This window comes from Kitasatospora sp. NPDC093806, from assembly GCF_040683335.1.
Classification (GTDB): domain Bacteria; phylum Actinomycetota; class Actinomycetes; order Streptomycetales; family Streptomycetaceae; genus Kitasatospora.
Map to the genome: position 1 here is coordinate 1 of NZ_JBFBDO010000114.1, position 25,962 is coordinate 25,962.

Consider the following 25,962-nt stretch of genomic DNA (forward strand, 5'->3'; position numbering starts at 1 on the left):
CCGTTTACTTTCCTAACCCGTAAGCTACGCCTAACAGCTCCGATGGTACTGCAGGGGGGACCCTGTGGGAGAGTAGGACGCCGCCGAACAATCATTCAAAAGCCGCGGCCCCAGCGATTCGCTGGGGCCGCGGCTTTTTTTGCGTTGCACGACCGGCAGAACGGGACCTCCGCCCAGGCGCGGGGTGTCTCCGGATGCCGGACAATGGAGACACGGTGTACGGCCAGGAGGCCGGCGCCGAACCGCGTGGGGGCAGTGGTGTCGCCCGTCCCGCGGTGGAGATGAAGCAGCAGAAGGAGTCACCACGATGTCGAACCAGCCTCAGGACCGTCCCGAGCGTCGATCGGACGACGGCCGCGGCTACGAGCCCCGGTCTCGCGGGGGCTGGTCCAACGACCGTGGTCCGCGCCGCGACGACCGTCGTGACGACCGCCCCTCCGGCGGCGGCTTCCGCCGTGACGACCGCCCCTCGGGCGGCTACGGCCGTGACCGTGACGACCGTGGCGGGGACCGTGGCGGCTTCCGCCGCGATGACCGCCCCTCCGGCGGCGGCTTCCGCCGTGACGACCGCCCCTCGGGCGGCTACGGCCGTGACCGTGACGACCGTGGTGGCGACCGTGGCGGCTTCCGCCGCGATGACCGCCCCGCCGGTGGCGGCTTCCGCCGTGACGACCGCCCCTCGGGTGGTTTCGGTCGTGACCGCGATGACCGTGGTGGCGACCGCGGTGGTTTCCGCCGTGACGACCGTCCGTCCGGTGGCGGCTTCCGCCGCGATGACCGCCCCTCGGGCGGCGGTGGCTTCCGTCGGGACGACCGCCCGGGTGGGTTCCGTCGGGACGACCGTGACGACCGTCCGCGTCGCGACGACCGCCCCTCGGGTGGTTTCGGTCGTGACCGCGATGACCGTGGTGGCGACCGTGGCGGCTTCCGCCGCGATGAGCGCCCGGCCGGCGGCGGTTTCCGTCGTGACGACCGCCCGTCCGGTGGTTTCGGTCGTGACCGCGATGACCGTGGTGGCGACCGTGGCGGCTTCCGCCGTGACGACCGTCCGTCCGGCGGCGGTTTCCGTCGCGATGACCGCCCCTCGGGTGGTTTCGGCCGTGACCGTGACGACCGTGGTGGCGACCGTGGCGGCTTCCGCCGCGATGACCGCCCGTCCGGTGGCGGCTTCCGTCGCGATGACCGCCCCTCGGGTGGTTTCGGTCGTGACCGCGATGACCGTGGTGGCGACCGCGGTGGCTTCCGCCGCGACGACCGTCCGTCCGGTGGTGGCTTCCGTCGCGATGACCGCCCCTCGGGTGGCGGTGGCTTCCGTCGGGACGACCGCCCGGGTGGGTTCCGTCGGGACGACCGTGACGACCGTCCGCGTCGCGACGACCGCCCCTCGGGTGGTTTCGGCCGTGACCGCGATGACCGTGGTGGCGACCGTGGCGGCTTCCGCCGCGATGACCGCCCCTCGGGCGGCTACGGCCGTGACCGTGACGACCGTGGTGGCGACCGTGGCGGCTTCCGCCGTGACGACCGTGGTGACCGCGGTGGCGACCGTGGCGGCTTCCGCGGCGGCCGTGACGACCGCGGTGGTGACCGTGGCGGCTACCGTGGCGGCCGCGACGAGCGCGGCGGCCGGGACTACGACGACCGCCGTGGCAACTACGAGCCCGTCAAGCGCCTGCCGATCCCGGAGGACGTCACCGGTTTCGAGATCGACGCGGACGTCCGCCAGGAGCTCAAGAGCCTGCCCAAGACGCTCGCCGACGACGTCGCCCGCAACCTGGTGATGGTCGCCCGCCTGCTCGACAGCGAGCCGGAGGAGGCCTACCAGTACTCGCGCATCGCGCTGCGGCTGGCGTCCCGCGTCGCCGCCGTCCGCGAGGCGGCCGGCTTCGCCTCGTACATGACCCAGCGCTACTCGGAGGCGCTGACCGAGTTCCGCGCCGCCCGCCGGATGACCGGCCGGGTCGACCTGTGGCCGGTCATGGCGGACTGCGAGCGCGGTCTGGGCCGCCCCGAGCGCGCGCTGGCGATGGCCGGCGAGCCGGAGGTCAAGCAGCTGGACAAGGCCGGCCAGGTCGAGATGCGCCTGGTCGCGGCCGGTGCGCGGTCCGACATGGAGCAGTTCGACGCGGCCGTCGTCACCCTGCAGAGCCCGGAGCTGGCCTCGAACTCGGTGCAGCCGTGGACCGCGCGGCTGCGGTACGCCTACGCCGAGGCGCTGATCGCCGCCGGCCGTGCCGACGAGGCCCGTGACTGGTTCGTCAAGGCCACCGAGGCCGACACCGAGGGTTCGACCAACGCCGCCGAGCGCCTGGCCGAGATCGACGGCCTGGAGTTCGTGGACGCGCTCGACCCGGAGCTCGCCGAGGAGGAGGCCGAGCTGGCCGCCGAGGAGCCGGCGAAGCGCAAGGGCGGCGGCGTGCCGGACGAGCGGGAGATCTTCGAGGACGAAGAGGACGTCGAGGAGTTCTACGACGAGGACGACGTCGAGATCGACGAGGACTTCGACGGCGTGGTGCCGGAGCGTGCCGCCGACGCCAAGTAGTCGCCGCAGGCGATGACGAGTGGGGCCCTGCCGCACTCCGGGAGATCCCGGGGTGCGGCAGGGCCCCACTGCGTTGGGGGGCGGGCCGGTCGGCCTCAGCCCAGTTCGAGGTTGCGCAGCACCAGTCCGGTGGCCGGTTTCGGGCCGAAGGAGGTGGACTTGCGCGGCATCGTGACGCCCTGCTCGGCCAGCCGGCGCACCACGCTCTCCCGCACGGGGTGCAGCAGGACGGCCGTGCCGCCGGTGCGGGCGGCCTCGCGCTCGGCGGCGACCGCGGTGTGCAGGTAGCCGATGTCGTCGGGGCCGTCGGGGATCCGCCAGGTGTGGTCGAGCAGGGTGGCGTGCAGGATCGTGGCGTCCAGGTGGCGCCACTCCTCGGGCTTGTCCTGCGGCACGGTGGCGTCGAGCAGGGCCTCGTCGGGGTCGGCGACGAGCCGGTAGACGCCGTCCCCGCCGGTGAGCAGGAACCCGCTGCCGCCGTGCCGCTTCTGCTCGGCGAGCGCCTGCAGGGCGGTCTCCAGCGGGCCGGGGACCTCCTTGACCTGCCACGCGTCGCCGAGCCGCTCCAGCGCCTCGGCGACCGGCAGCCGGTACAGCACCCGGTGGATGGCCCGGACCCGCAGCGGGTAGCGGGCGGTGTCGACCAGCAGCACCAGGCCGCGGTCCCAGGGGCTGCGGGGCAGGTGCCGGTGCTCGCGCTGGAGCCGCAGGTACATCTCCCAGCGGTGGTGCCCGTCGGCGATGAGCGCCCGGCAGGTGGCCAGGTCGCGGCCGATCTCGGCGATGTCGGCGGCGTCGGTGACGGCCCACAGCCGGTGGTGGGTGCCGTCGGAGGTGGTGGTGGTGAGCAGCGGCTCGGCCCGGACGGTGCGCTCGACCACGTCCGAGGCCCCGCCGCCGCCGCGGTAGGTGAGCAGCAGCGGTTCGAGGTTGGCGCGGGTGGTGCGCATCAGCCCGACCCGGTCGGCGACCGGCCGGGGCATCACGTCCTCGTGCGGGAGGACCACGCCGGCCTCGGGCCCGCTGACCGCGAGGGCGCCGATGAGGCCGCGTTGCAGCACCTCGGGGGCGCCGGCGGTGGCCGGTACGCGCTGCTCGTAGACGTACAGCGCGGGGCGCGGGTCGGCGGCCAGCACGCCCTCGCGCTGCCACTCGCGCAGCAGCCGGGCGGCGTGCCGGTAGCGGGTGTCGCGGTCGGGGCGGTCGCCGGTGTCCTCGGGTTCGGGGCGCGGCAGGATCAGCCGGACCACGTTGTGCGGATCGGCGGTCTCCAGGTCGAGCCGGCGGCCGGGGTCGACGACGTCGTACGGCGGTGAGGTGACGGCGGCCAGGGTGCCGACCCGGTCGGGGACGTACCTCAGGCCGCGGAAGGGGGACAGGGACAGACCTGCGGTGGCGACGTGCCCGGGATCGCCGGGGCCGCCCTGCGGAGACTCCACTCCGCTTTCTGCACTGGGTGTGCTCATTCTGGGCATCGTAACCGGGTACGCGTTGTTCAGAGATCGGAACACCCGTGCCGGTCCGGTGGGCGGGTGTCGTGACCGAGGGCGAGGTACCGGGTGGACGAGCGCAACGAGTGGGTGAACGAGCGGGTGGACGACGGCATCGGCGGCTTCGCGGACGGGGGCACCGGCGGGGCCGGCGGCGGGGGCGTGCCGGAGCAGCAGGAGCGGTCCGGCGAGCCCACGGGGGACGTCTACGACTGGTTCCGGCGGGGTGGGCGGCTGCTCGCGCAGGGCAACCCGGCGGCGGCCGAGCAGCTGCTGGCCCGGGCGGCGGCGGCCGAGCCGGACTCGCGCAGCATCCGGGAGACGCTGGCGCGGGCGCAGTTCGACGCCGGGTCGTACGAGGCGGCGCTGGAGAACTTCCGGGCCGTGGCGATCGCCGATCCGTCGGACGACTACGCTCAGTTCGGGTGGGGGGTCGCGGCGGCCCGGCTGGGCGACTTCGAGACCTCCGCCGAGCACCTGGCGCTGGCCGTGGCGATGCGGCCGGAGTCCGACCACTACCGGGCCGCGCTGCGGCAGACCCGGGCGACGCTGGCGGCCCGCGCCGGGGCGTTCGGGCCGCTGCTGCCCGGGGCTCCGGGCTACCTGGAGCCGCCGGCCGGGACGGGCGTGCCGCCGGAGGAGGCGGAGCGTCCGGAGGGCCGGGGGGCCGGGCGGGGCCCGGCGCGGACGGAAGACGACGGATGAGGACGACTGACGCGATGAGTGAGGTAGAGCAGGCATGACCGAGACGGCCACCACCGTGCGACGGACCGCCCCCGGCGGCAGCGAGCTGCCCCTGACCGAGGCGTACGACACGGCGCTGCTGGACCTCGACGGCGTGGTGTACGCCGGACCGAACGCGATCGAGTACGCCGTGGAGTCGCTCGCGGCGGCCCGCTCCGGGGGGATGCGGTTGGCGTACGTGACCAACAACGCGTCCCGGCCGCCCCGGGTGGTGGCCGAGCACCTGACCGAGCTGGGCGTGCCCGCCGAGGCCGACGACGTGATCAACTCCGCCCAGGCGGCGGCCCGGCTGCTCGCCGAGAAGCTGCCGGCCGGGGCGAAGGTGCTGCTGGTCGGCGGGCTGGGGCTGGAGGAGGCGCTGGCCGAGCGCGGCCTGGTGCCCGTCCGGACGCTGGCCGAGGAGCCGCTCGCGGTGGTCCAGGGCTTCGACGCCTCGGTGGGCTGGACGCACCTGGCGGAGGCCTCGTACGCGGTGCAGTCCGGCCTGCCGTGGGTGGCGTCCAACCTCGACGCGACGGTGCCGAACGCGCGCGGGATCGCGCCCGGCAACGGGATGCTGGTGGCCGCGGTGCGGGCGGCGACCGGGGTGGAGCCGGAGGTGGCGGGCAAGCCGCTGCCGCCGATGCACCGGGAGACGGTGCTGCGGACGGGTGCCAAGCGGCCGCTGGTGGTCGGCGACCGGCTGGACACCGACATCGAGGGCGCGTTCAACGGCGGGGTGGACAGCCTGCTGGTGTTCACCGGGGTGACCACGGCGGCCCAGCTGCTGGCGGCGCCGGTCGAGCACCGGCCGACCTACCTGTCGGCGGACCTGCGGGGGCTGCTGACCGCGCACGCGCCGGTGACGGCGGTGGCGGGCGGCGGCTTCGGCTGCGGCGGCTTCGTCGCGGTGGCGGAGGACGGCGTGCTGCGGCTGGAGGGTGTCGGCGCGGACCGCTGGGACGGGCTGCGGGCGCTGTGCGCGGCGGCGTGGACGGCGCAGGACGCGGACGGCGCGTCGGTGGACGGGCGGAAGGCGCTGGCCGAGCTGGGCTTCTGAGGCCTGAGCGGTGGGCGGTCGGGTCAGAGCAGGGTGCGCAGCCGCAGCAGGTCGCGGAAGCCCGCCTCCAGCCTGACCCGGCCGCCGGCCCAGGCGGCGGCGAAGTTGAGCTTCCCGCCGACCAGGGCGACCAGGTCGTCGCTGGACATGGTGAGCCGGATGTCGGCCTTCGCGGCCGGGGCGCCGGGGGCCTCCCGGAGGTCCCGGATGCTGCCGTCGCTCAGCCGCCCGGTGAAGGTCAGGTCGAGGTCGGTGATCCGGCAGCTGAGCGAGCGGTCCAGCTCGGCGGCCTTGCGGACGCTGCCGGTGGACCTGGCGAGGTTGTGACTGAGCTGTTCCAGTGCCCGGCGGCACTCCTCGGCGTCGGCCATGGCGGCGGATCCCCTCCCTGAGCGGCCGGATGACTGCCGGGCCACGGTACCGCAGGCCGTTTCAGGGGGTAGCGTCGTCGGTGGGATGCCCGGTTCGTCCGGGCACCGCGTGGCACGGAACGAGCGGACGACGGAACGCGCAGGCGATTGGGAGGCACCCGGATGCTGCCGAAGACGGTGCGAGGAGCGGTGGAGGCCGCGGCCGTACTGGTGGAGGAGGTCGGCAAGCGGGTCGTCGGGACGGCGGCCGGCCTGCTGGAGAAGGGCGGGATCGACGTCGCGGAGGTGGAGCGCCGGCTCGGCGGGCAGTTCCCGCCGTCGGCGCAGTCGCTGCAGACCCTGGCGGGGGAGGCCGTGACGGCCGGCCGGGCCGGGGTGGACCTGGCGGTCGGAGTGGCGCGCGGCGAGGTCGAGAAGGTGTTCGAGAAGGTCGGCGACCAGGTGACCAAGGTCGGCGTGGTGCTGGCCTACCTGGAGAGCAAGCTGCGCGAGGTCGAGGAGGAGGCCGCTCCGGCGTCGGCGTCGGCGCCCGCTCCGGCGCCCCGGGCCGGTGGGCTGTTCGAGGACGGCTGGGAGCGTGAGACGGGGCAGGGCGAGGCCGGGCGGCGCGAGCCGGCGGAGCGCGGGGCGAAGGCCCCGGCGGAGGCCGAGCGGATAGCGGTGGACGAGCCGGTCGAGGTCGACCCGCCGGTGCCGCCGAACGGCACGGCGGTCGCGGCGGCCGCGGCGGCTTCGCTGGAGAAGGCCCCCGCGAAGAAGGCCCCCGCTCCGGCGAAGAAGACCGCTGCGGCTCCGGCGAAGAAGGCCGCCGCGAAGAAGACCGCGGTGAAGAAGACGGCCGTGAAGAAGACCGCGACCGCGAAGACCGCCGAGGCCGGGCAGGAGCCGCCCGCCAAGCGGGCCGCCGCCGTCAAGAAGACCACCGTCCGCCGGACCACCACCCCGAAGCCGAAGAAGCCCGATGCCTGAGCCCGCCGACGTCGATCCCGGACCTGACGCCGAGCCCGGACCCGACACCGATCCCGACCTCGGGTCCGGCCCCGCCCTGCCGACCGGCGAGGCGCTGCCGCTGGGCGTCGAGCTGACCCCCACCGGCCACCCGGCGGTGGACGCCGGCCTGGCCCGGCTGGAGGCCTTGGACGGGGTGCCGGCGGACGCGCACGTCCCGGTGTACGAAGATGTCCATCAGCGGCTGGCCGACGCGCTGGCCGCGCTCGACCGGGACTGACCCGGGCCGAGCGGGCGCACGAGCACCACCCCGGAACCACCTGTAGGAGCTGAAACACCAGTGGCAGTGGCACGACGCCGACTCGACGCGGAGCTGGTCCGCCGCAAGCTGGCCCGGTCCCGGGAGCACGCCTCCGAGCTGATCGCGGCCGGCCGGGTGACCGTCGGCGGCACCACCGCGACCAAGCCGGCCACCCAGGTGGAGACCTCGGCGGCGGTCGTGGTGGCCAAGGACGACAACGACCCCGACTACGTCTCGCGCGGCGGCCACAAGCTCGCCGGGGCGTTCGCGGCGTTCGTCCCGCAGGGCCTGGTCGTCGAGGGCCGCCGGGCGCTGGACGCGGGCGCGTCCACCGGCGGCTTCACCGACGTGCTGCTGCGCGCCGGGGCCGCCGGGGTGCTGGCGGTGGACGTCGGCTACGGGCAGCTGGCCTGGTCGCTGCAGAGCGACGAGCGGGTCACCGTGATGGACCGCACCAACGTCCGCGAGCTGACCCTGGACCTGATCGGCGGGACCCCGGTCGACCTGGTGGTCGGCGACCTGTCGTTCATCTCGCTGGGCCTGGTGCTGCCCGCGCTGGCCGGCTGCGCCGCCGCGGACGCGGACCTGGTGCTGATGGTCAAGCCGCAGTTCGAGATCGGCAAGGAGCGGCTGGGCAGCGGCGGGGTGGTGCGCAGCCCGCAGCTGCGCGCCGAGATGGTGCGCCAGGTCGCCGGGCAGGCGTGGGAGCTCGGACTGGGCGTGCGGGCGGTCACCGCGAGCCCCCTGCCCGGGCCGTCCGGGAACGTCGAGTACTTCCTCTGGCTGCGCCGGGACGCGCCGCCGCTGGACCCGGCGGAGGCGGACCGGGCCGTCGCCGAGGGCCCCCGATAGGGTGCTCTGCGGACGTCCGGTCCGTCATGCTGGGTGGCGCGGCCGTACCGGGTCGACGGTGACCCGGCCGGCGTAGGGAGAGGGCAGCGGGCATGAGTGATGAACGTACGGTCTTCCTGATCGCGCACACGGGCCGCGAGGCGGCGCTGCGCAGTGTCGAGGGCCTGGTGCACGGCCTGCTGAAGGCGGGGATCCGGATCAGGCTGCTGGCCGCCGAGGCGGTCGACCTGGACCTGCCGGACGGCGTGGAGCGGGTGGCCGGGGGGCCCGGCGCGGCGGACGGCTGCGAGCTGATCCTGGTCGCGGGCGGGGACGGGACGCTGCTGCGCGGCGCCGAGCTGGCGCGCGAGCACGGGCTGCCGATGCTCGGCATCAACCTGGGCCGGGTCGGCTTCCTGGCCGAGGCCGAGCGGGACGACCTGGCGGTGGTGGTCGAGCGGGTGGTCGACGCCGACTACGAGGTCGAGGAGCGGATGACCCTCGACGTGATCGTCCGGACCAACGGCGACGTGGTGCACCACGACTGGGCGCTGAACGAGGCGTCGATCGAGAAGGCGTCCCGGGAGCGGATGCTGGAGGTGGTGACCGAGGTGGACGGCCGCCCGGTCTCCAACTTCGGCTGCGACGGGGTGGTCTGCGCGACGCCGACCGGTTCGACGGCGTACGCGTTCTCCGGCGGCGGGCCGGTGGTCTGGCCGGAGGTGGAGGCGCTGCTGATGGTGCCGATCAGCGCGCACGCGCTGTTCGCGCGGCCGCTGGTGACCTCGCCGGACTCGGTGCTGGCGGTCGAGGTGCAGCCGAAGACCCCGCACGGGGTGCTCTGGTGCGACGGGCGGCGCTCGGTGGAGCTGCCGGCCGGTGCCCGGGTGGAGGTCCGCCGGGGGCAGACCCCGGTGCGGCTGGCCAGGCTGCACCGGGCGCCGTTCACCGACCGGCTGGTGGCCAAGTTCGCGCTGCCGGTGACCGGTTGGCGCGGCCGGGCGAACACCCACTGACGAGGTGAGGTCTGACGCCCCGTCGGTTCCGGCGGGGCGTCAGACCTTGGGATTCAGACCGCGAGCGGCTGGCTGTCGTCGACGCCCTGCCAGCGTCCGCCGTCGGCGGCCCGGGCGGCGATTCCGGCCAGCCGCCGGACCGCGTCCGGCACGGTGGCGGCGGGCACGGTGAGCGGGATCCGGATGTGGTGCTCGAAGGCGCCGTCGGACCCGAAGCGGTTGCCGGCCGCGAGCCGGACCCCGCCGTGCTCGCCGGCCCGGGCCAGCGCGGTGCCGGAGACCCCGCCGGTGGAGACCCAGAACGCCAGCCCGCCCGGCGGCACGGTGAACCGCCAGTGCGGCAGCCGCTCGCCGAGCTCGCGGGCGAACACCTCGGCGGTGTCCCGCAGCCGGGTCAGCTGGTGGGCGCGGACGTCCGGCAGGAACCGCTCGCCCAGCAGCTCGGCGGCGATCAGCTGGTCCAGGACCGGGGCGCCGACGTCGCTGTAGACCCGCGCGGTGGCCAGCCGGCGGATCAGCGCGGGCGCGGCCCGCACCCAGCCGATCCGCAGGCCGCCCCAGAGCAGCTTGCCGGCCGAGCCGACCGTGACCACCTGGGCCGAGCGGTCCAGGGCGGCCGTCGGGCGGGGCGGCGGGGTGCCGTCGGGCAGGCCCCAGCCGAGTTCGGCGGTGGTCTCGTCGACCAGGACCACCGCGCCGGCGGCCCGGGAGGCGGCCAGCAGCTCGCGCCGCTGCTCCTCGTCGATCAGCGCGCCGGTCGGGTTGTGGAAGTCCGGGATCACGTAGGCGACCTTCGGCGCGGCGCCGTTCAGCACCCGGCGCCACTCGGCGAGGTCCCAGGCGGGACGGGCGGGCCCGGCGGGCTCGCCCGCGTGCCGCCAGGTGTCCGGGGCAGTGGCGAAGGGGACCGGGACCAGCCGGGCCTCGTGGATCCGCAGCGCCTGGAGGGTGTGCGCGTAGGTGGGCGCCTCCACCGCGACCCGGTCGCCGCGGTTGAGCAGGGTCTGCTGGACCAGGTGCAGGGCGCCCATCGCGCCGATGGTGATCAGGATCTGGTCGGGGGTGGTCGGCACGCCGCGCTCGGTGAAGCGGCGGGCCACCGCCTCGCGCAGCACCGGGACGCCGGTCGGGTAGTGGCCGTGCCCGGCGGCGTACGCGGGCAGCTGTTCGACGGCGTGGGCCGCGGCCGCGGACAGGTACGGCTGCGGGGCGGGCAGGGCGGCCACGCCGAGGTCCAGCGTCCGGCCCTGCTCGTCCGGCGGCACCGGGTGCAGGGCGTCGCTGGGCGGGGCGGCGCCCTCGGGGAGCGCGGTCCAGCTGCCGGCGCCACGCCGGCTGTGCAGGTAGCCCTCGGCGCGCAGGGTCTCGTACGCGGTGGCGACGGTGGTGCGGCTGAGCCGCAGGGCGAGGGCGAGCTCGCGCTCGGCGGGCAGCCGGGCGCCGACCGGCAGCCGGCCCTCGGAGACCAGCAGCCGGACCTGGGCGGCCAGCGTCCGGTACGCGGGGCGGCGGGCGGCGCCCGGGGGTTCGGGCAGCCGGGCGCCGGCGAGCAGCCGGGCGAGCGCCGGGGGAGTGACGGTGGTCTGCCAGTCGGCCATGGCGATCAGTCCACTTGCTCGGGATTGGCCCTGTCAAGGGTTGCATTGGCCCGGTCATCATGGCAGGGCGGCCGCGGCGGCCGCCACCGCCGGGACCGACCTCCCGGCGGTTCAGCACCACCTGCCGGAGATTCCATGGCCACCACCACCGACCCCGCCACCGTCACCTCCCCGCCCGAAGCCGCGAACGCCCCGGAGCGGCCGGGCCTCGCCGTCCGGGTGCTCGGCGACACCCACGCGCTGGGCCGCCGGGTGCCGCAGCTCCTCGTCGGTCTCGTGCTCTACGGCGTCAGCATGGGCCTGATGCTCCGCTCCGGCCTCGGCCTCGACCCGTGGGACGTCTTCCACCAGGGGCTGCAGCGCACCTTCGGCCTCTCGGTGGGGGCCTGGGTGACCATCTGCGGCGCGCTGGTGCTGCTGCTCTGGATCCCGCTGCGCCAGTTGCCCGGCGTCGGCACGGTCGCCAACGTGCTGGTGATCGGCACGGCGATGGACCTCACCCTGCGCGTGGTCGGCGCCCCCGGCCCGTTGGCCGCCCGGATCGCCCTGATGGTTGGCGCGATCGTGCTCAACGGCCTGGCCACCGGCCTCTACATCGGCGCCCGGCTCGGCCCCGGGCCGCGCGACGGGCTGATGACCGGCCTGCACCGGCGCACCGGCCGGTCGCTGCGGCTGATCCGGACCGGGATCGAGCTGACCGTGCTGGCCGCGGGGATCCTGCTCGGCGGCACCGTCGGCGTCGGCACCGTCGCGTACGCGCTGGCCATCGGCCCGCTCGCACAGGTTTTCCTGCCCTGGTGCACCGTCCCGCAGGGGGACCGCGAGGCGGGCCGAAGCCGGGAGCAAACGTCCCGGAACGGATGAACTTCCGGGTACCGAGTTGCCACGCCTCGTTGCCGCTCGTCGCGCGCCGGGGGCGGAACCTCGTAAGGTCGTCTCCGTGTTGGACGAGATGCGGATACGGGATCTTGGGGTCATCGACGACGCGGTGGTCGAACTCGCCCCCGGCTTCACCGCCGTGACCGGCGAGACCGGCGCCGGCAAGACCATGGTGGTGACCAGCCTCGGGCTACTGCTCGGCGGCCGCGCCGACCCGGGCCTGGTGCGCAACGGCAGCGCCCGGGCGGTCGTCGAGGGCCGGCTCGAACTGCCCGCCGACTCGCCGGCGGCCGCCCGCGCGGCGGAGGCCGGGGCCGAGCTCGACGACGGCGCGCTGCTGATCAGCCGGACGGTCTCCGCCGAGGGCCGCTCCCGCGCCCACGTCGGCGGCCGGGCCGTCCCGGTCGGTCTGCTCACCGAACTCGGCGAGGACCTGATCGCCGTGCACGGTCAGACCGACCAGCAGCGGCTGCTCCGCCCGGCCCGCCAGCGCGGCGCCCTCGACCGGTACGCCGGCGAGGCCGTCGCCGAGCCGCTGGCCCGCTACCGCGAGGTCTACCGGCGGCTGCGCGAGGTCTCCGCGACCCTGGAGGAGCTGACCACCCGGGCCCGCGAGCGCGCCCAGGAGGCCGACCTGCTCCGGTTCGGCCTGGACGAGGTCGCCGCCGCCGAACCCGTGGCCGGCGAGGACGAGGAGCTGTCCGCCGAGGCCGAGCGGCTCGGCCACGCCGACGCGCTCTCCTCCGCCGCCACCCTCGCGCACGCCGCGCTGGCCGGCGACCCCGCCGACCCGGAGGCGCTGGACGCCGGCACCCTGGTCGCCCAGGCCCGCCGCGCCCTGGACGCCGTCCGCCACCACGACGAGCGGCTCGCCGCCCTCGCCGACCGGCTCAACGAGGTCGGCTACCTGCTCGCCGACGTGGCCGGCGACCTGGCCGGCTACGCCGACGACCTGGACGCCGACCCGGTCCGGCTCGCCTCCGTCGAGGACCGCCGGGCCGTGCTGGCCCAGCTGCTGCGCAAGTACGGCGGCCCGGAGAACTCGCTGGCCGAGGTGCTCGCCTGGGCCGAGGCCGGCTCCGGCCGGCTCGCCGAACTCGACGGCGACGACGACCGGATCGACGAGTTGGGCGCCCGGGAGACCGAACTGCGCGCCGAGCTGGCCGACCTCGCCGCCGAGGTCTCGGCCGCCCGGCAGGCCGCCGCCGGCCGCTTCGCGGCGGCCGTCTCCGCCGAGCTCGCCGAACTCGCCATGCCGCACGCCCGGGTCACCTTCGCGATCAGCCAGGTCGACGACCTGTCCGGGATCGAGATCGACGGCCGGACCGTCGCCTACGGCCCGCACGGCGTGGACGAGGTCGAGGTGCTGCTCGCCCCGCACCCCGGCGCCCAGCCCCGGCCGATCGCCAAGGGCGCCTCCGGCGGTGAGCTGTCCCGGGTGATGCTCGCCGTCGAGGTGGTCTTCGCCGGCGCCGACCCCGTCCCCACCTACCTCTTCGACGAGGTGGACGCGGGCGTCGGCGGCAAGGCGGCGGTCGAGATCGGCCGCCGGCTCGCCAAGCTGGCCGAGAGCGCCCAGGTCGTCGTGGTCACCCACCTGCCCCAGGTGGCCGCCTTCGCCGACCGCCACCTGGTGGTCGAGAAGACCAACGACGGCACCGTGACCCGCAGCGGCGTCAAGGTGCTGAACGACGAGGAACGGGTCCGCGAGCTCTCCCGGATGCTGGCCGGCCTGGAGGACTCCGAGCTCGGCCGGGCGCACGCCGAGGAGCTGCTCGCCGCCGCCCGCGCCCCCCGCCACCGGTAGGACGGGACGCGGCCCTCGCCGACCGGTCGCGACGCGCCCCACCGGGGGCGCCGACTGTCCAAGAGGGCCGCCGACCTGGCATGGTGGCGGCTGGACACTGGCCTTCCAGCCCCGAGCGCCACCGGCGGGCAACCCCCGCCCGGGGCGCGCGTACTTGATCGAATCGGATGCGAGACGACGTGGACCAATCCGCCGCCCGGGCCGCCGCAGCCACCCCCGAACCGGGGCAGCTGCACGCGGTGCTCGTCCTGGCCGCCAGCAGCGGCGGCATCGGTGCGCACGTGCGCTCCCTGGCACAGGGCCTGGTCGCGCACGGAGTGACCGTCACGGTGTGCGCCCCCGCCGACGCCGACGCGCTGTTCGGCTTCTCCCGCACCGGTGCCCGGTTCCACCTGGTCGACATCACCCCCACCGCGGGCGCCCGCAGCGACGCCACCGCGATCGGCGAGCTGCGCCGCGCCTTCACCGGCGCCGACGTGGTGCACGCCCACGGCCTGCGCGCGGCGCTCCTGTCCGACCTCGCGCTGCGCACCGCCGGCCGCTTCCCGGGCCTGCGCCCGGAGACCCCGCTGGTGGTCACCTCGCACCACGCGCTGCTCGCCACCGGCATGGAGCGGCGCCTCCAGCGGCTGATGGAGCGCCGGGTGGCGCGCAACGCCGACCTGGTCCTCGGCGCCTCCTCCGACCTGGTCGCCCGGGCCCGGGAGCTGGGCGCCAGCGACGCCCGGCTCGGCCCGGTCGCCGCCCCGCCGATGCCCGAGGGCCGGCTGGCACGGCCGCAGGCCCGGGCCGCGCTGCTCGGCGACGGCGTGGACCGCCCGCTGGTCCTGGCGGTCGGCCGGCTCGTCCCGCAGAAGGCGTTCGGGCAGCTGCTGGACGCCGCCCGCGAGCTCGTAGCGCTCGACCCGGAGCCGCTGGTGGTGCTGGCCGGGGACGGCCCGGAAGCCGCCGGACTGCGCGAGCGGGCGGCCGTCGAGAAGCTGCCGGTCCGACTGCTCGGCTACCGCACCGACGTGCCCGACCTGCTGGCCGCCGCCGACGTGCTGGTGGTCTCCAGCCGCTGGGAGGCCCGTTCGCTGGTGGTCCAGGAGGCGATGCGGGCCGGCGTGCCGGTGGTCGCGACCGCCGTCGGCGGCATCCCCGAACTGGTCGGGGACGCCGCCGTGCTGGTCCCGGCCGGCGACCCGGTGGCGCTCGGCCGGGCGGTGCGCGAGCTGCTGGCCGACCCGGCGCGCGCCGAGCGCCTGGTGGCGGCCGGCCGGCAGCAGGCGGAGACCTGGCCGGACGAGGCCGCCACCGTCGCCCAGGTGCTCAGCACCTACGACGAGCTGGTGCAGCGCGACCGCTGACCGCCGCGGTTCAGACCGCGGCCTGTTCGGCGGCGCGGTCGGCGGCGAGGCCGTCCGGCTGGGCCGAGAGGTAGGCGCCGCCGCAGGCGGTCAGCCGCAGCGCGGTGTCGATCAGCGGGACGTGGCTGAAGGCCTGCGGGAAGTTGCCGACCTGGCGCTTGAGCCGCGGGTCCCACTCCTCGGCGAGCAGCCCGAGGTCGTTGCGCAGCGAGAGCAGCCGGTCGAACAGCTCGCGGGCCTCCTGCACCCGGCCGATCATGGCCAGGTCGTCGGCGAGCCAGAACGAGCAGGCCAGGAAGGCGCCCTCGTGGCCGGAGAGCCCGTCGACGTTGTTGCCGGACTCGTCGTGGGTCGGGTAGCGCAGCACGAAGCCGTCCTCGGTGGACAGTTCGCGCTGGATCGCCTCGATGGTGCCGATCACCCGCTTGTCGTCCGGCGGCAGGAAGCCGACCTGCGGGATGAGCAGCAGCGAGGCGTCGAGCTCCCGGCCGCCGTAGTACTGGGTGAAGGTGTTGCGGCCCGGGTCGTAGCCCTTCTCGCAGACGTCCTGGTGGATGGTGTCGCGCAGCTTGCGCCAGCGCTCCAGGTGGCCGCCGGCCGGCGCGTCCTCGGGGGTCTGCTCCAGCAGCTTGATGGTGCGGTCGACCGCCACCCAGGCCATCACCTTGGAGTGGACGAAGTGCCGGCGCGGGCCGCGGACCTCCCAGATGCCTTCGTCCTTCTCCTGCCAGTGGTCCTCCAGGTACTCGATCAGGCGCAGCTGGAGGTGGTGGGCGTGGTCGTTGCGGACCAGGCCGGTCATGTGGGCGAGGTGGAGCGCCTCGACGACCTCGCCGTAGACGTCCAGCTGGAGCTGGCCGGCCGCGCCGTTGCCGACCCGGACCGGCTGGGAGCCCTCGTAGCCGGGCAGCCAGTCGAGCGAGGACTCGGTGAGTTCGCGCTCGCCGGCGATGCCGTACATGATCTGCAGGTTCTCCGGGTCGCCGGCCACCGCGCGCAGCAGCCACTCGCGCCAGGCCTTGGCCTCGTCCCGGTAGCCGGTGCGCAGCAGCGAGGAGAGGGTGATCGCGGCGTCGCGCAGCCAGGTGTAGCGGTAGTCCCAGTTGCGTTCGCCGCCGATGTCCTCGGGCAGCGAGGTGGTGGGGGCGGCGACGATCCCGCCGGTGGGGGCGTAGGTGAGGCCCTTGAGGGTGATCAGCGAGCGGACCACGGCCTCCCGGTAGGGGCCCTGGTAGGTGCACTGGCCGACCCAGTCGAGCCAGAAGTCGGCGGTCGCGTCGAGCAGCTCCTCGGCGGCGGGCGCGGTCGGCGCCTCCAGGTGGGAGGCCTGCCAGGTGAGCGCGAAGGCGATCCGCTCGCCGGCCGTGACGGTGAAGTCGGCGTAGGTGGTGAGGTCGCGGCCGTAGGTCTCGGCCTCGCCGTCCAGCCAGACCGAGTCGGGGCCGGCCACGGCGACGGTGCGGTGGCCGCCGTCGGGCTGCTCGACCCGGTGCACCCAGGGGACGACCCGGCCGTAGCTGAACCGCATCCGCACCGCCGAGCGCATCCGCACGGTGCCGGCCACGCCCTCGACGATCCGGATCATCTGGGGGACGGCGTCCTTGCCGGCCAGCGGGCGGGGCGGCATGAAGTCGATCACCCGGACGGTCCCGCCCTGGGCGTCCCACTCCTGTTCCAGGATCAGCGAGTCGCCCCGGTAGCGGCGGCGGTCGGCGGGCACGGCGGGGGCGGCCGCGGTGGGCGGGGGCACCCGCAGGTCGGCGGTGTCGGCGAGCCGGGCCCGGGTGGTGGCGGGCGCGGCCCCGGCGGGTGCGGGTGCGGACCCGGGTGCCGACGCGGTCGGTGCGGGCGCGGCGGCGGTGGTGGGCAGGTCGGTGGCCACCGCTTCGGCGGGGCCGATGCGCCAGAAGCCGTGTTCATCGGTGCCGAGCAGGCCGGCGAAGACCGCCGGCGAGTCGAACCGGGGCAGACAGAGCCAGTCCACGGCTCCGTCCCTGCTGACCAGGGCGGCGGTCTGCATGTCCCCGATGAGTGCGTAGTCCTCGATACGGCCGGCCACGTGGATCTCCAGTTCGCAATGTGGTCACGACGCATCGGCGATCCGAGGGGGAGCCAGCGGTTCTGCGGGGCCGGAGGCCACCCCGGGACGTCCGGCCTTCCGTGGGGTGGTGGAAGGCCTTGCTGGAGTGTCCGCGAGGGCTCGATCGAGCCTCTGGGTGGGTGGGGAGGAGCGGGAATTGCGGGAGGTCCGGTCGCGCATCGGGGACCGAGAGGCGTCCTGACCCTCCCACGCCCTCCGCGTGCTCGTGTTGTCGGCGATGCGTCCGTGCAGCTTACGACGGACGAAAGGGGCGAAGCACGCGGACGCAGCCCGGTGTGGCGCCGCATTTCGGCGGAAATACCGCGCATCGCGGGGGAGCCGGTCAGGATGGCTCGGAAGGATCAGCTCCGGATGGCCCGGACAGGCGATCAGGTGATGGCCCGGCCGAGCCCTCCGGGCCGCCCCGGGGTGGCCCGCCCGGGCCGGTGGTGCGACGGGTGTGACAGCTGCGCCGGGTGGTGCGCCGGTGGTGCGCCAGGCGTGCGCCCCCGGGTCGCCCCCGGCGGTTCCCGACCGGATCCGGGTGATCCGGGACCGCCCGCCGGCGGGCCGGAACGCGTCCGGGCCGGGTCACTGATACCCTGGTATCCCGTGGACCGGTGGGATCAAACGCCCCGGACCAGCCGAACCGACGACCCCCTGGGCGCCGTGCACCGCACCGCCCTCCGTCGCAACGGCGAGCCGCGAGCCTCCCACCACGTCACCTTCGACACGCGACCCACGGGAGCCCCCTCTTGGCACAGCCCCATTCCGGCAAGGCATCGAACAGCCGCGCCGTGACGACCAAGCACCTCTTCGTCACCGGGGGTGTCGCCTCGTCGCTCGGCAAGGGCCTGACCGCCTCCAGCCTCGGCGCCCTGCTCAAGGCCCGCGGCCTGCGCGTGACGATGCAGAAGCTCGACCCGTACCTCAACGTGGACCCGGGCACGATGAACCCGTTCCAGCACGGTGAGGTCTTCGTCACGGACGACGGCGCCGAGACCGACCTCGACATCGGTCACTACGAGCGATTCCTCGACACCAACCTGCACGGCTCGGCGAACGTCACCACCGGCCAGGTGTACTCGACGGTCATCGCCAAGGAGCGCCGCGGCGAGTACCTGGGCGACACCGTCCAGGTCATCCCGCACATCACCAACGAGATCAAGTCCCGGATCCGCCGGATGGCGACCGAGGACGTCGACGTCGTGATCACCGAGGTCGGCGGCACCGTCGGCGACATCGAGTCGCTGCCGTTCCTGGAGGCCGTCCGCCAGGTCCGCCACGAGGTCGGCCGGGACAACGTCTTCTTCGTCCACGTCTCCCTGCTCCCCTACATCGGCCCCTCGGGCGAGCTGAAGACCAAGCCGACCCAGCACTCGGTCGCCGCCCTGCGCAACATCGGCATCCAGCCCGACGCCGTCGTGCTGCGTGCCGACCGCGAGGTCCCGCAGGCGATCAAGCGCAAGATCTCGATGATGTGCGACGTCGACGAGGAGGCCGTGGTCGCCGCGATCGACGCCAAGTCGATCTACGACATCCCCAAGGTGCTGCACGGCGAGGGCCTGGACGCCTACGTCGTCCGCCGCCTGGACCTGCCGTTCCGCGACGTCGACTGGACCACCTGGGACGACCTGCTGCGCCGCGTCCACGAGCCGCAGCACATCGTCAAGATGGCGCTGGTCGGCAAGTACATCGACCTGCCGGACGCCTACCTGTCGGTGACCGAGGCGCTGCGCGCCGGCGGCTTCGCCAACAACGCCCGGGTCGAGATCAAGTGGGTCACCTCCGACGACTGCGAGACCCCCGAGGGCGCGCAGGAGCAGCTCGGCGACGTCGACGCGATCTGCATCCCCGGCGGCTTCGGCGACCGCGGCGTCAACGGCAAGGTCGGCGCGATCACCTACGCCCGCGAGAACAAGATCCCGCTGCTCGGCCTCTGCCTGGGCCTGCAGTGCGTCGTCATCGAGGCCGCCCGCAACCTGGCCGGGCTGCCCGAGGCCAACTCCACCGAGTTCGACGCCGCCGCCAAGCACCCGGTCATCTCCACCATGGCCGAGCAGCTGGCCATCGTCGACGGCAAGGGCGACCTGGGCGGCACCATGCGCCTGGGCCTCTACCCGGCGAAGCTCGCCGAGGGCTCGATCGTCCGCGAGGTCTACGGCGGCGAGCAGTACGTCGAGGAGCGCCACCGCCACCGCTACGAGGTCAACAACGCCTACCGGGCCGACCTGGAGAAGACCGGTCTGATCTTCTCGGGCCTCTCCCCGAAGGGCGACCTGGTCGAGTACGTCGAGTACCCGCGCGAGGTGCACCCCTACCTGGTGGCCACCCAGGCCCACCCGGAGCTCAAGTCCCGTCCGACCCGCCCGCACCCGCTGTTCGCGGGTCTGGTGAAGGCCGCGATCGAGATCAAGACGGCGGACCCGGCCACCGCCGAGTAGGTCCCGCTGTTCACCGGACGGCGGCCCCGCGATTCCCGCGGGGCCGCCGTTCGGCGTTAGATTGTGTCGTACTGACGAAAAGGGGAGAGCAGATGGACGACCGCAGCACCGTGGATGTCGCCGACGCGGCGGAGGAGTGGGAGGTCCGGGGGAGCAGCACGCCCTTCCAGGGCCGGGTCACCGGGGTCCGCACCGAGGAGGTCCGGATGCCCGACGGCAGCTGGGCCCGCCGCGACTACCAGACCCACCCCGGCTCGGTCTCCGTCCTCGCCCTGGACGACCGGCAGCGGGTGCTCGTGCTGCGCCAGTACCGCCACCCCGTCCGTCAGCGCCTGTGGGAGCTGCCGGCCGGCCTGCTCGACGTGCCCGGCGAGAACCCGCTGCACGCCGCCCAGCGCGAGCTGTACGAGGAGGCGCACTGCAAGGCCGATACCTGGCGGGTGCTGGTCGACTTCTACACCTCGCCCGGCGGCACCGACGAGGCGCTGCGCCTCTTCCTCGCCACCGACCTCACCGAGGCCGAGGGCGAGCGCTACCAGGCGCACGGGGAGGAGCTGGAGCTGGTGTCCGCGCGGGTGCCGGTCGAGGAGCTGGTCCGGCGGATCCACGCCGGGCGGCTGCACAACCCCACCCTGATCACCGGCACGCTGGCGCTGTACGCGGCCCTGCACGGCCCGGACGGACTGGACGCGCTGCGCCCGGCCGACTCCCCGTGGCCGGCCCGGCCGTTCACTGCCTGATGCCGCTCACCTCTTGATGCCGCTCGGCTCGCCTCCGGGGCGCTCCGATCCGGCGCCGACGGTCGGCGGGCACTGCACCACCTCCTTCGTCGGCGGCTTGGCCCTTCTCCCTTTCGGCACCGGCGCGCCCCTTCGGCTCGCTTCCGGGGGGCGGGGTTGATCCGCGGGGGTGATTTACCGGTTCGTACGACCGGATGTCACCTCGGCTGAGCCGGACGGTCGAACTACGCTTCGCAGACAGGGCGCCCCGTCCCCGGGCCGCCTCCGCTGAGCGCTGGGTGACGTCGGGAGTGGCACGGGTGGCGAGGAAGACGGCGACGATGGAGGCCGGGCCCGGCGCGCCCGCCGAGCGCGTTCCCGGGCTGGACCGGCTGCCCGCCGGGCCCGGCCTGTTCGTCGGCCGGCGCACCGAGCTGGCCGCGCTCCGGGCCGCCGCCGCCCGCCCGGCCGAGGGCCGCAGTCCCGTCCTGGTGCTGGCCGGGCGCCCCGGTTCGGGGCGGACCGCGCTGGCCGTCCGGTTCGCCGTCACCGTCGCCGCCCAGTACCCCGACGGCGTGCTGTTCGCCCGGCTCTCCGCCCCCGACGGCGGCCGGGTGCCGCCCGCCCGGGCCGCCCGCCGGCTGCTGGAGCAGCTCGGCGCGGACACCGCCGGCGTCCCGCTGCCCGGGGCCGCCGCGGACGGCCGGGACGAGCCGGTGTGCGTCGCGCTGCGCGAGGCGCTGGCCGGGCGGCGCGTCCTGCTGCTGCTGGACGACGTCCGGGACGCCGGCCAGCTGTGGCCGCTGCTCGCCGACGAGCCCGGCTGCCTGGTGCTCGCCACTACCGCCGGACCGCTCACCGGGATCGAGGACATCGACCCGGTCATCCTCGGCGGCCTCGACCGGCCGGCCGCGGGCGAACTGCTCGGCGACCTGGTCGGCGGCACGCGGATCAGCTGCGACCCGGTCGGCGGCGCCGATCTGGCGGAGGCCTGCGGCTCGCAGCCGGCGGCGCTGCGGCTGATGGCGGGCCGGCTGCGCGGCAACCCGAAGCTCGCGGTGACGGAGGCGGCGCAGGAGCTGGTGCGCGCCGTCGCGGAGGCGGCCGTTCCGGAGCCGGCGGCGGACGCCGCCGAGCCGGCCGCAGGCGCCGAGGCGAAGGGGCAGCCGGTGAAGGGCCGGCCGGCCAAGGAGGGGCCGGGGAGCCGGGGGAAACGGGAGGGGAAGGCCAACAAGGACGACAAGGGGAGCAGGGAGAGCGGGGAGGACAAGGGGGACGCCGGGGCCGCCGTCGTCGCGTCGACGCCGGCGGAGCCCGCCCGGGACCCGGCGGCCTGGGTCCGGCCCGGACCGGAGCCCGCCGAGCCCGTCCCGGTGCCCGACAACGACCCGCTGATCGGCGCGTTCACCCTCGCCTACGCCGCCCTGCCGGCCCCGCAGGCCCGGATGCTGCGCGCGCTCACCCTGGCACCGGCCCAGTGCGCGGACCCGCGCACCGCCTCGGCGCTGGTCGGCTGCCCGGCCCCGGAGGCCGCCGCGACGCTGGCCGCGCTGGCCGAGCGGGAGCTGCTCGCCGAGGAGCCGCCGGCCGCCGACGGCACCGTCCGCTACCGCGTCCCCGGACGGCTCTACCCGCGGCTGGTCCGGCTCCGCGGCCGCGAGGACCGGCCCGCCGAGATCGAGCTGGCCCGGGCCCGGCTGCTGGAGCGGATGGTCCGGCTCACCGAGTCCGCCCGGGCGCTGCTCGACCCCGCCGACACCGCCGGTCCGGACCCGCTGCCCGGCCCGCTGCGGCTGACCTCCGCCGCGCACGCCCGGCAGTGGCTGCTCGGCGAGCGCGACCTGCTGCTCGGCGCGGTCGCCGACGCGATCGGCCAGGGCGACCTGGACGGTTCGGCCGGCCGGCTGGTCACCGCGCTGCTCCGGGCACTGCCGCTGACCGGCGCGGCCGCCCCCGCCGACCTGCACCAGCTGCACGAGCTGGTGCTGACGGTGGCCGAGCGGCACGGCCGACCGCGCCGCGCCTCCGCCGCGCTGCTCAACCTGGGGGACCTGCAGGCCGCCGCCGGCCACTGGGAGCAGGCCGTCGGGCACTACCGGGCCGCCCTGGAGCACGCCCGTTCGGTCGACGACGAGGCGCTCTGCGCCCGGGCGCTGGAGGGCGCGGCGGGCTGCCACCGGGCGCTCGGCGACGCGGTGCGCGCCGCCGACTGGTACGGCCGGGCGCTGGGCGTCCGGCAGTCGATGGGCGACCGGGCCGCGGAGGCCCGGCTGCTGGCCCGGGTGGCCGAGGCGCACGCCGCCCAGCGCCGGTTCGAGGAGGCCGAGCGGGAGTACCGGGCCTCGCTCGCGGTGCTGCGCAGGCTCGGCGACGAACGCGGCCGGGAGGTCGTCGGCGCGGCCCTCGCGGAGCTGCGGGAACGGGCCGTCGCCGGGTGGTAGTGGGTGGTTCGGGAGTATTGTCGAAGATGCCCGGTCGGTAGGGCTTTGGCAGGAAGATCACTCAGGAAGCCTACGAACCTGCCAATGTGTCCGGCGGATTTATAAACTTTGGAAGGCTGACAGGCCGCCTGGGCTTCATTACACTCAAACCTAGTCGCGCAGCGAGCCATGCCCCGGTGTCTTCCGGAGGCTTCCCCACGTGCGCGTCGCCCGCCGGTCTTCTCCGGTAGGGACCCCCATGGCAAGAGGACGTGTTTAGCCGTGAAGGTCGGCATCCCCCGCGAGGTCAAGAACCACGAGTACCGCGTGGCCATCACGCCCGCCGGCGTGCATGAGCTGGTCCGCAACGGACACGAGGTCTACATCGAGGACAACGCCGGTGTCGGCTCCTCGATCCCCAACGAGGAGTACGTGGCCGCCGGCGCCACCATCCTCCCCACCGCCGACGAGGTGTGGGCCACCGCCGACCTGCTGCTGAAGGTCAAGGAGCCCATCGCGCAGGAGTACCACCGCCTGCGCAAGGGCCAGACGCTCTTCACCTACCTGCACCTGGCGGCCGACCGGGCCGGCACCGACGCGCTGGTCGCCTCCGGCACCACCGCCATCGCGTACGAGACCGTGCAGCTCGCCAACGGCGCCCTGCCGCTGCTCGCCCCGATGTCCGAGGTCGCGGGCCGCCTGGCCCCGCAGGTCGGCTCCTACCACCTGATGCGTCCGGCCGGCGGCCGCGGCACCCTGCCCGGCGGCGTGCCCGGCACCCACCCGGCCAAGGCCGTCGTCATCGGCGGTGGCGTCTCCGGCTGGCACGCGGCCACCATCGCCATCGGCATGGGCTACGACGTGACCCTGCTCGACCGCGACATCAACAAGCTGCGCGAGGCCGACAAGATCTTCGGCACGAAGATCAAGGCGATCATGTCCAACTCCTTCGAGCTGGAGAAGGCCGTCGTGGAGGCCGACCTGGTGATCGGCGCCGTGCTGATCCCGGGCGCCAAGGCCCCGAAGCTCGTCACCAACGAGCTGGTCTCCCGCATGAAGCCGGGCTCCGTGCTCGTCGACATCGCCATCGACCAGGGCGGCTGCTTCGAGGACTCGCACCCGACCACGCACGCCGAGCCGACCTTCGAGGTCCACAACTCGGTCTTCTACTGCGTGGCCAACATGCCGGGCGCCGTCCCGAACACCTCCACCTACGCGCTGACCAACGCGACGCTGCCCTACGTCGTCGAGCTGGCCAACCGCGGTTGGAAGGAGGCGCTGCGCCGCGACGCCGCGCTGGCCAAGGGCCTGAACGTGCACGAGGGCCAGATCACCTTCGGCGCCGTCGCCGAGGCCTTCGGCCTGGAGTCCGTCTCCCTGGAGTCCGTGCTCGCCTGAGCGTGAACACCGGCTTCGCCCCCGGCCCGATCACCCACGGGCCGGGGGCTTCGCCATGCCCGTTCGCCGGGGGGATGAAGAAGGACGGAAGAAGGATGGAATCGGGATGGAAGAGGGGTGGAAGGGGGGACGGCCGACCTCCGGATCCGATGTGAACGAGCGGTGAATCCCGTGCTGACATCGGGGGTGACCCCGGTGGTGACACGGGTGGGTCGCTCTGTCGTCAATGTGGGTCGGTCGCGTCACCCGCCACGTCGCCCGCCCGCGGAAACGTTAGGGTCAAGGGCCCGCGCATCCCTTGACAGAGGGTCGCCTGATAGTCGACACATCCTGCCGACTACCGTGGATTGTGTTGCTGCGAACGCCTTGAACGGCCTAGAGTCGCAAACCGTCGGCATGCTGCCACGCTGACGAATCGACATAGAGTCCTGGATGCCCAAGGAGGTAAGACGACTTGTGAATGAGTCGACATTTGCTCCCGGGGGTGGTCAGCCAGGACTGGCGGAGCTCACCGCCGGCCAGCCGAGTGAGGAGTCCGGGGCCCGGCAGCCCTCCGTGGGCTCGGCCGAGGTCGGCTCGGTCGCACTCCGTACCTTCGAAGCACGCCAGAACACAGCACAGGTGACCACGGTGACCGACTACGACGCCGAACTGCCGGCCCACGGCCTGGCCTACGGCGAGTTCGCCTACGGCGCCTACGACGACCCCGACGCCGAGTACGAGCCGGACCCGGAGTACGCCGCCACGCTGGCCCCCGACGCCGCGCGCCAGCGCCGCGAGCGGGTCGGCCCCACCGGACGTCCGCTGCCGTACTTCCCGATCCCCGCGCCGGTGGCCGAGCACGGCCCCGCGCAGATCATCGCGATGTGCAACCAGAAGGGCGGCGTCGGCAAGACCACGTCGACCATCAACCTGGGCGCGGCGCTCGCCGAGTACGGCCGCCGCGTGCTGCTCGTCGACTTCGACCCGCAGGGCGCTCTCTCCGTCGGACTCGGCGTCAACCCGATGGAGCTCGACGTCACCGTCTACAACCTCCTCATGGAGCGTGGACTGACGGCCGATGAGGTGCTGCTGAAGACGGCCGTGCCGGGCATGGACCTGCTGCCGTCCAACATCGACCTCTCCGCCGCCGAGGTGCAGCTGGTCAGCGAGGTGGCCCGGGAGTCCGCGCTGGCGCGCGCCCTGAAGCCGCTGCTGCCCGACTACGACTACGTCATCATCGACTGCCAGCCCTCGCTGGGCCTGCTGACGGTCAATGCGCTGACCGCCGCTCACAGCGTCATCGTGCCGCTGGAGTGCGAGTTCTTCGCGCTGCGCGGCGTCGCGCTGCTCACCGAGACCATCGAGAAGGTCTGCGAGCGGCTCAACCCCGAGCTGCGCCTGGACGGCATCCTCGCCACCATGTACGACTCGCGCACCGTGCACAGCCGCGAGGTGCTGGCGCGCGTCGTCGAGGCGTTCGGCGAGCACGTCTTCCACACCGTCATCGGGCGGACCGTGCGCTTCCCGGAGACCACGGTCGCCGGCGAGCCGATCACGACGTACGCGACCAATTCGGTCGGTGCCGCCGCCTACCGCCAGCTCGCCAGGGAGGTGCTCGACCGGTGCCGCCCCGCCGAGTGAGTCTCCCGGGTGCCGACGAGCTGTTCCGAACCACCGGCGGGATGGCGCTGTCGCCGTCCCTCGCGTCGCGTTCGGCCGTCGAGGCGCCCAGACCGGAGACCGCGCGGGCGGTCAACGGCGTCGGTGAAGCGGACGGCGCCGAGGGTGTCGAGGGTGGTGCGGGCACCGGGGACGGTGCCGGCGCCGGTGTCGGCGTAGGTGGTTCCGGCGGTGCCGGTGCCTCCGGTGCCCCTGGTGGCCGGACGGATGCTGGACGTGCCGAGGGTGGCGCCGAGGGCGCCGAGGACGGTGCCGGCACGGCCGGGGACCCGGCCGGGTACCGGCGGGCGCCGCGTCGGACGGCCGGTGCGCCGGGTTCGGCGGCCG

Annotated in this window: 20 protein-coding genes and 2 pseudogenes; 16 read left to right on the forward strand and 6 right to left on the reverse strand. The window is 74.7% G+C overall.

Features of this window, described 5'->3' with window-relative positions; translation table 11 throughout:
• Positions 1 to 596: 596 nt before the first annotated feature.
• Together AB0N76_RS33500 and AB0N76_RS33505 are read left to right on the forward strand one after the other, a co-directional pair.
• Positions 597 to 1,778 carry a hypothetical protein gene (locus tag AB0N76_RS33500; RefSeq protein WP_363563705.1) on the forward strand — a complete coding sequence of 394 codons (1,182 nt, stop codon included), beginning with the start codon at positions 597 to 599 and terminating at the stop codon, positions 1,776 to 1,778.
• Positions 1,778 to 2,539 carry a hypothetical protein gene (locus AB0N76_RS33505; protein ID WP_363563707.1) on the forward strand — a complete coding sequence of 254 codons (762 nt, stop codon included), beginning with the start codon at positions 1,778 to 1,780 and terminating at the stop codon, positions 2,537 to 2,539. The genes AB0N76_RS33500 and AB0N76_RS33505 overlap by 1 nt, the downstream gene beginning before the upstream one ends.
• Positions 2,540 to 2,634: 95 nt before the next feature.
• Here the strand turns inward: AB0N76_RS33505 and AB0N76_RS33510 are convergent, their stop codons facing one another.
• Positions 2,635 to 4,005 carry a DUF1015 domain-containing protein gene (locus AB0N76_RS33510; RefSeq protein ID WP_363563709.1) on the reverse strand — a complete coding sequence of 457 codons (1,371 nt, stop codon included), beginning with the start codon at positions 4,003 to 4,005 and terminating at the stop codon, positions 2,635 to 2,637.
• A gap of 93 nt (positions 4,006 to 4,098) precedes the next feature.
• Here AB0N76_RS33510 and AB0N76_RS33515 point away from each other — a divergent pair, with 93 nt between their 5' ends.
• Both AB0N76_RS33515 and AB0N76_RS33520 read left to right on the forward strand, forming a co-directional pair.
• Positions 4,099 to 4,734, forward strand: a complete 636-nt coding sequence (locus AB0N76_RS33515) for a tetratricopeptide repeat protein (protein WP_363563711.1) — start codon at positions 4,099 to 4,101, stop codon at positions 4,732 to 4,734.
• A gap of 34 nt (positions 4,735 to 4,768) precedes the next feature.
• Positions 4,769 to 5,812 (forward strand): HAD-IIA family hydrolase, encoded by a 1,044-nt coding sequence (locus AB0N76_RS33520; RefSeq protein WP_363563713.1) that lies wholly within the window; start codon positions 4,769 to 4,771, stop codon positions 5,810 to 5,812.
• A gap of 23 nt (positions 5,813 to 5,835) precedes the next feature.
• Here the strand turns inward: AB0N76_RS33520 and AB0N76_RS33525 are convergent, their stop codons facing one another.
• Entirely contained in the window at positions 5,836 to 6,183 is a 348-nt protein-coding gene (locus AB0N76_RS33525) for an SCP2 sterol-binding domain-containing protein (protein WP_363563715.1), read from the reverse strand.
• Positions 6,184 to 6,345: 162 nt separating this feature from the next.
• On the opposite strand from AB0N76_RS33525, the gene AB0N76_RS33530 reads away from it, so the two are divergent.
• The 4 genes from AB0N76_RS33530 to AB0N76_RS33545 all read left to right on the forward strand — a co-directional run bounded on the left by AB0N76_RS33530 (position 6,346) and on the right by AB0N76_RS33545 (position 9,279).
• The gene (locus AB0N76_RS33530) at positions 6,346 to 7,152 is read left to right on the forward strand and encodes a hypothetical protein (protein WP_363563717.1); all 807 of its coding nucleotides are present in this window, start codon (positions 6,346 to 6,348) and stop codon (positions 7,150 to 7,152) included.
• A complete protein-coding gene (locus AB0N76_RS33535; RefSeq protein ID WP_363563719.1) occupies positions 7,145 to 7,411 on the forward strand; it encodes a hypothetical protein in 267 nt (88 codons plus the stop codon). The genes AB0N76_RS33530 and AB0N76_RS33535 overlap by 8 nt, the downstream gene beginning before the upstream one ends.
• A 66-nt stretch (positions 7,412 to 7,477) precedes the next feature.
• The gene (locus AB0N76_RS33540) at positions 7,478 to 8,284 is read left to right on the forward strand and encodes a TlyA family RNA methyltransferase (RefSeq protein WP_363563739.1); all 807 of its coding nucleotides are present in this window, start codon (positions 7,478 to 7,480) and stop codon (positions 8,282 to 8,284) included.
• Positions 8,285 to 8,376: 92 nt separating this feature from the next.
• Positions 8,377 to 9,279 carry an NAD kinase gene (locus AB0N76_RS33545; RefSeq protein ID WP_363563721.1) on the forward strand — a complete coding sequence of 301 codons (903 nt, stop codon included), beginning with the start codon at positions 8,377 to 8,379 and terminating at the stop codon, positions 9,277 to 9,279.
• A 53-nt stretch (positions 9,280 to 9,332) separates the two neighbouring features.
• Here the strand turns inward: AB0N76_RS33545 and AB0N76_RS33550 are convergent, their stop codons facing one another.
• Entirely contained in the window at positions 9,333 to 10,877 is a 1,545-nt protein-coding gene (locus AB0N76_RS33550; protein ID WP_363563723.1) for a PLP-dependent aminotransferase family protein, read from the reverse strand.
• 294 nt (positions 10,878 to 11,171) lie between these two features.
• Between AB0N76_RS33550 and AB0N76_RS33555 the strand changes: the two genes are divergently transcribed.
• From AB0N76_RS33555 to AB0N76_RS33565, 3 genes are all read left to right on the forward strand, one after another.
• Positions 11,172 to 11,741: a hypothetical protein gene (locus tag AB0N76_RS33555; RefSeq protein ID WP_363563741.1), complete on the forward strand. Its 570-nt coding sequence runs from the start codon at positions 11,172 to 11,174 to the stop codon at positions 11,739 to 11,741.
• A gap of 88 nt (positions 11,742 to 11,829) precedes the next feature.
• Positions 11,830 to 13,563 (forward strand): DNA repair protein RecN, encoded by a 1,734-nt coding sequence (gene recN, locus AB0N76_RS33560; RefSeq protein WP_363563743.1) that lies wholly within the window; start codon positions 11,830 to 11,832, stop codon positions 13,561 to 13,563.
• A 179-nt stretch (positions 13,564 to 13,742) separates the two neighbouring features.
• Positions 13,743 to 14,912: a glycosyltransferase family 4 protein gene (locus AB0N76_RS33565; RefSeq protein ID WP_363563725.1), complete on the forward strand. Its 1,170-nt coding sequence runs from the start codon at positions 13,743 to 13,745 to the stop codon at positions 14,910 to 14,912.
• A gap of 10 nt (positions 14,913 to 14,922) precedes the next feature.
• On the opposite strand, the pseudogene AB0N76_RS33570 reads toward AB0N76_RS33565, so the two are convergent.
• Together AB0N76_RS33570 and AB0N76_RS33575 are read right to left on the reverse strand one after the other, a co-directional pair.
• Positions 14,923 to 16,629 (reverse strand): annotated as a pseudogene (locus AB0N76_RS33570) (glycoside hydrolase family 15 protein); the annotation flags it as partial.
• Positions 16,630 to 16,803: 174 nt separating this feature from the next.
• Positions 16,804 to 16,971 (reverse strand): annotated as a pseudogene (locus AB0N76_RS33575) (trehalase-like domain-containing protein); the annotation flags it as partial.
• Positions 16,972 to 17,789: 818 nt separating this feature from the next.
• Between AB0N76_RS33575 and AB0N76_RS33580 the strand changes: the two are divergent.
• From AB0N76_RS33580 to AB0N76_RS33600, 5 genes are all read left to right on the forward strand, one after another.
• Positions 17,790 to 19,436, forward strand: a complete 1,647-nt coding sequence (locus tag AB0N76_RS33580) for a CTP synthase (protein WP_363563727.1) — start codon at positions 17,790 to 17,792, stop codon at positions 19,434 to 19,436.
• 92 nt (positions 19,437 to 19,528) lie between these two features.
• Entirely contained in the window at positions 19,529 to 20,176 is a 648-nt protein-coding gene (locus tag AB0N76_RS33585) for an NUDIX hydrolase (RefSeq protein WP_363563729.1), read from the forward strand.
• A 299-nt stretch (positions 20,177 to 20,475) separates the two neighbouring features.
• Positions 20,476 to 22,596, forward strand: a complete 2,121-nt coding sequence (locus AB0N76_RS33590) for an AAA family ATPase (RefSeq protein ID WP_363563731.1) — start codon at positions 20,476 to 20,478, stop codon at positions 22,594 to 22,596.
• A gap of 261 nt (positions 22,597 to 22,857) precedes the next feature.
• A complete protein-coding gene (ald, locus tag AB0N76_RS33595; RefSeq protein WP_363563733.1) occupies positions 22,858 to 23,973 on the forward strand; it encodes an alanine dehydrogenase in 1,116 nt (371 codons plus the stop codon).
• A 456-nt stretch (positions 23,974 to 24,429) separates the two neighbouring features.
• Complete coding sequence (locus AB0N76_RS33600; RefSeq protein ID WP_363563735.1) at positions 24,430 to 25,596, forward strand: ParA family protein; 1,167 nt, start codon at positions 24,430 to 24,432, stop codon at positions 25,594 to 25,596.
• Here AB0N76_RS33600 and AB0N76_RS33605 read toward each other — a convergent pair.
• Positions 25,545 to 25,962: hypothetical protein (locus tag AB0N76_RS33605; protein WP_363563737.1), on the reverse strand; the 418-nt coding region annotated here is incomplete at its 5' end. The genes AB0N76_RS33600 and AB0N76_RS33605 overlap by 52 nt on opposite strands.